The following is a 4,617-nucleotide window of genomic DNA, read 5'->3' as shown; positions in this document are numbered from 1 at the left end:
ATTGCGTGCCAAGGTCACCTCCCACGTAGAGATGATCTTGAATCACAGCCAGACGCGCAGGGGAATCCTTTTTGTCAACACAACCTACGCTTTTCTCCGCCGAGGAGTTGCGCCAGTTTCATAAGCTCGATGACCCGGCGGCCTTGCGGACCGGGAACATCCGCGGTCCACACAGTTCTTGGGACATCAAGGGAAATGCTCGATGTGGAAAATACACATCGATCAACGGGCCATTTGCCGCGCGCGGGCGGGTCATGATTGGAAAATATTGCGCGTTTGGGCGCTATGTCGCCCTGCTTTCGGGAAACCACAGGACAGATCTCCCCAATCAGCAATTATGGCTGAACTCACGATTCGGATTCATGTCTGTCGGTGTTACGAGAGGACCGATCGAAATCGGGCACAATGTCTGGATCGGCGATAAGGTCAGCGTGCTTTCCGGTGTAACGGTGGGGCACGGGGCGGTCATCGGCGCCGGCTCGACCGTGGTCAAGCCTGTCCCGGCCTTTGCAATCGTCGGTGGAAATCCGGCACGGGAGATCCGATATCGGTTCAGTCCGGCGGTGATCGAGCAGATGCTTGGCATCCGCTGGTGGGATTGGAGCGATGAACGAATCGCCCGGAACAAGGTTTTCTTTGAAACGCCGCTTTCGCCGACGGATGATGCGGATCTGGTTTCTCTCATTGTCGATTAGGTCATGTCGACACATGGCGGAGCCAGAGGCGGATTGACGTGATGTCGATGAGCCCAGGACGCTTTCGGCGTCTTGTCGTAGCGGGTGGGCGTTCTTCAGCTTGTTGAAGCAGCGCTCGACGAGGTTCCGCAATCGGTAGAGCCTTCGGTCGACAGCGACACGGAGCCTGCGGGACTTGCGCATCAAGACCACCGGCATGACGTTGCGCGCCGCCATGGCTTTACGAACCTTGTCAGAGTCATAGCCGCGATCGGCCAGCAGGACGCAAGGCTCGGGCAGGTTGTCGTCCATGACCAAGTCGAAGCCCAGACAGTCCGACGTCTGCCCCGGGGTGATGTCCGACCTCATCGGAGGCCCGCGCCATTGACGCGGAGATGGATCTTGGTCGTGAAGTGGAAGATGGTCCAGAAAACGATCCAGTGGATCGTTTTCCCACCGGACGCTCGCGAACGGCCAAGAACCTCTTTCGGAATCCCCCTTTTGCGACTGCCGCATGATGGTGGGCGCGGACCACGGTGCTGTAGACCATCTGCAGGGCGTCGGGGACCAGCCTGCTCTCGTTCAGGGCCTCCGTGATCTGCTCCCAGAGCCCGGCCAGCGTCCAGCGACGAAACTGGCGATGGACCAAGAACCGCCTGCCGAACTCTTCCGGCAGGTTCCGCCAAGGCGCGCCGGTCCGTGTTCGGCGTGGCCTCGAACCGGTGGCGGCTCACGCCTCACTCCAGAAAACGCCACCCAGAACAAGGCCATGATCTGCGGGCTTGCGCCCGTTCGGATGCCGGACGGCCCGGAGGAAGCCTTCAAGAAATGCCCATTCGTCGTCGGAAAGCAGGTAGCGCGCCAAAGCCACCTCCCAAGGAAAGACGCTCCTGAATCACAGCCTGCCATGCAGCTCCCGGCGCCTTCCTTCCCGTGGCCTCCCATGCAAAAGGCCGCCCCTTTCGGGACGGCCTCGGTTCTCTCGCGACAGGCGCGGGCCGATTACATCATGCCGCCCATGCCGCCCATGTCGGGCATGCCGCCGGCCGGAGCCTTCGGCTCGGGCTTCTCGGCGATCATCGCCTCGGTGGTGATCAGCAGGCCCGCGACCGAGGCCGCGTCCTCCAGCGCCGTGCGCACCACCTTCGCCGGGTCGATCACCCCGAACTTGAACATGTCGCCATATTCCTCGGTCTGGGCGTTGAAGCCGAAGGCCTTGTCGGTCGATTCGCGCACCTTGCCCGCAACCACCGCGCCGTCCACGCCGGCATTCTCGGCGATCTGGCGCATCGGCGCCTCCAGCGCCCGGCGGATGATCGCGATCCCGGCCTCCTGGTCCGAATTCGCGCCCGTCAGCCCTTCCAGCGCCTTGGCACCCTGCACCAGCGCCACGCCGCCGCCGACCACGATGCCCTCCTGGACCGCCGCCCGGGTCGCGTTCAGCGCGTCATCGACGCGGTCCTTGCGCTCCTTGACCTCGACCTCGGTCATGCCGCCGACGCGGATCACCGCCACGCCGCCGGCCAGCTTGGCCACACGCTCCTGCAGCTTCTCGCGGTCGTAATCCGAGGTGGTCTCCTCGATCTGCTGGCGGATCTGCGACACCCGGGCCTCGATCTCGGCCTTCTCGCCGGCGCCGTCGACGATGGTGGTGTTGTCCTTGTTGATCGAGATCTTCTTGGCCCGGCCCAGCATGTCGATGGTGACATTCTCGAGCTTCATGCCCAGGTCTTCCGAGATCACCTGGCCGCCGGTCAGGATGGCGATGTCCTGCAGCATGGCCTTGCGGCGGTCGCCGAAGCCCGGCGCCTTCACCGCGGCGATCTTCAGTCCGCCGCGCAGCTTGTTGACCACCAGCGTGGCCAGCGCCTCGCCTTCCACGTCCTCGGCCACGATCAAGAGCGGCTTCTGCGACTGGATCACCGATTCCAGCAGCGGCACCATCGGCTGCAGCGAGCTGAGCTTCTTCTCGTGCAGCAGGATGTAGGCATCCTCCAGCTCGGCGATCATCTTGTCGGCATTGGTCACGAAATAGGGCGAGAGATAGCCGCGGTCGAACTGCATGCCCTCGACGACCTCGACCTCGGTCTCCATGCCCTTGTTCTCTTCGACGGTGATCACGCCCTCGTTGCCGACGCGCTGCATGGCCTCGGCGATCTGCTGGCCGATGAAGGCCTCGCCATTGGCCGAGATGGTGCCGACCTGGGCGACTTCCGAGCTGTCGTTGACCGGGCGGGCGGCGGCCTTGATCGCATCGACGACCTTGGCGGTCGCCAGGTCGATGCCGCGCTTCAGATCCATCGGGTTCATGCCGGCGGCCACCGCCTTCATGCCCTCCTTGACGATGGCCTGGGCCAGAACGGTGGCGGTGGTGGTGCCGTCGCCGGCCTCGTCATTGGTGCGCGAGGCCACTTCCCGCACCATCTGCGCGCCCATGTTCTCGAACTTGTCGGCCAGTTCGATCTCCTTGGCGACCGAGACCCCGTCCTTGGTGATGCGCGGCGCCCCGAAGGACTTGTCGATCACCACGTTGCGGCCCTTCGGGCCCAGCGTCACCTTCACCGCATCGGCCAGGATGTTCACACCCTTCAGCATCCGGTCGCGCGCGTCGCTGTTGAACTTGACTTCTTTCGCTGCCATTGGCTCACTCCTCTATGGCATTCCTGGGCGAATTCGTGGGGCGCGATCCTCAGGCGGCCTTCTTCGCGGCCGCCGTGCCTTCGATCACGCCCATCACGTCGCTTTCCTTCATGATCAGCAGATCCTCGCCGTCGAGCCGGATCTCGGTGCCCGACCATTTGCCGAACAGCACCCGGTCCCCGACCTTGACGTCCAGCGGGGCAAGCGCGCCGCTTTCGTTGCGCAGGCCAGGGCCGACGGCAAGCACCTCGCCCTCCTGCGGCTTTTCCTTGGCACTGTCGGGGATGATCAGGCCGCCTGCCGTCTTTTCCTCAGCATCGATGCGGCGGACCAGGATACGGTCATGGAGTGGACGGAACGTCATATCGTTCTCCTCATGGACAAACAGATTCTGAGCGGTTCCTCCGCCCCAGCCCAGAAGGCCGGAGCGGGGCCTGCGTGACCCGGTTGGCATCACGCGACCAATGAATTGGCAGGCGGGCCGCGGGTTTCAAGGGGGTCGGGGAAAAAATTTTCAGCACTCGCGCCGGACTGCTGCCAGAATCCTGATGCAGGCGCGCAATATCCTGTGATTTCAGCTGCCTCGGACCAGTGCGGGGGCTTGACCTGCATCGGGGCCGCGCCAAACTTTTCCTTATGGACATGAAGTTCGGAGCGACGCCGAGGGTTCCATGATGGACACATATCTATCCGCCGCCCGGGATCTGGTGATCGAGGGGATGCGCGAAAGCCAGGTCGCGCTGTCCTCGGAGCTGGAGTTCCACCTTGCCACCACCCTGGCCCGCTACATGCACCGGCCGATCGCGCCCGACCGGCTGACGGTGCGACTGATGGACGCGGCGCAAAGGCGGGCCAGGCGGGGCGAGTCGCGCCAGATCGGCGATGAATGCCTGATCTCCTGCGCCTTCTTCGCGGCGCGGCTGACGCGCGGGGGCGGCACCATCGTCCATTATGCCGGGCTGGGGCAAAGCGCCTATGAGATCGCCGGGATGCCGGACGTGGCGCATGGCTTTCCCGACATGCTGGACGTGCTGCAGGCCAGCAGCCCGCATGTCGAGGAACGGCCGCTGCCGCCGCGGGAAGGCGAGGCCGAGCCGGAAGCCCGGATCCTGTTCCTGACCCCGCGGTTCCGGCACTGATCCCGGCCTGCCGCGCGGGTTCCGGACGGGCGACATCCGGGGCCCTTGCGCCCCCTTGAACTGTCGATCCCCCGGCCTAGCTGTTCAGTCCCGGCATCTGTTGGATCGGGTTTAGGATGAATCTGTCGGGCTCTGATGTCCAGATCTTGCAGATGCATTCGTAT

4 protein-coding genes and 1 pseudogene are annotated in these 4,617 nt (G+C 64.0%); 2 read left to right on the top strand and 3 right to left on the bottom strand.

What is annotated here, in order from left to right:
- Positions 1 to 71 precede the first annotated feature (71 nt).
- The gene (locus I9P22_RS24905; RefSeq protein WP_199262531.1) at positions 72 to 695 is read left to right on the top strand and encodes a CatB-related O-acetyltransferase; all 624 of its coding nucleotides are present in this window, start codon (positions 72 to 74) and stop codon (positions 693 to 695) included.
- Position 696: 1 nt separating this feature from the next.
- On the opposite strand, the pseudogene I9P22_RS23235 reads toward I9P22_RS24905, so the two are convergent.
- From I9P22_RS23235 to I9P22_RS23225, 3 genes and pseudogenes are all read right to left on the bottom strand, one after another.
- Positions 697 to 1,545 (bottom strand): annotated as a pseudogene (locus I9P22_RS23235) (transposase).
- Between the two features lie 131 nt (positions 1,546 to 1,676).
- Complete coding sequence (gene groL, locus I9P22_RS23230) at positions 1,677 to 3,314, bottom strand: chaperonin GroEL (protein ID WP_199262529.1); 1,638 nt, start codon at positions 3,312 to 3,314, stop codon at positions 1,677 to 1,679.
- Between the two features lie 49 nt (positions 3,315 to 3,363).
- Entirely contained in the window at positions 3,364 to 3,678 is a 315-nt protein-coding gene (locus I9P22_RS23225) for a co-chaperone GroES (RefSeq protein WP_199262527.1), read from the bottom strand.
- 310 nt (positions 3,679 to 3,988) lie between these two features.
- On the opposite strand from I9P22_RS23225, the gene I9P22_RS23220 reads away from it, so the two are divergent.
- Positions 3,989 to 4,453 carry a hypothetical protein gene (locus I9P22_RS23220; protein WP_233253560.1) on the top strand — a complete coding sequence of 155 codons (465 nt, stop codon included), beginning with the start codon at positions 3,989 to 3,991 and terminating at the stop codon, positions 4,451 to 4,453.
- Positions 4,454 to 4,617 lie beyond the last annotated feature (164 nt).

Origin of the sequence: Paracoccus binzhouensis (assembly GCF_016446475.1) — a bacterium.
GTDB classification, from domain to species: Bacteria; Pseudomonadota; Alphaproteobacteria; order Rhodobacterales; family Rhodobacteraceae; genus Paracoccus; species Paracoccus binzhouensis.
Note: the sequence above shows the minus strand (reverse complement) of the source record. Positions and strands in the feature narration are given on the sequence as shown.

What these genes read in the sequence shown, in the direction of transcription:
- I9P22_RS23220 (WP_233253560.1), top strand. Translation starts at nt 3,989, where the DNA reads ATGGACACATATCTATCCGCCGCCCGGGATCTGGTGATCGAGGGGATG.
- groL (WP_199262529.1), bottom strand. Translation starts at nt 3,314, where the DNA reads ATGGCAGCGAAAGAAGTCAAGTTCAACAGCGACGCGCGCGACCGGATG.
- I9P22_RS23225 (WP_199262527.1), bottom strand. Translation starts at nt 3,678, where the DNA reads ATGACGTTCCGTCCACTCCATGACCGTATCCTGGTCCGCCGCATCGAT.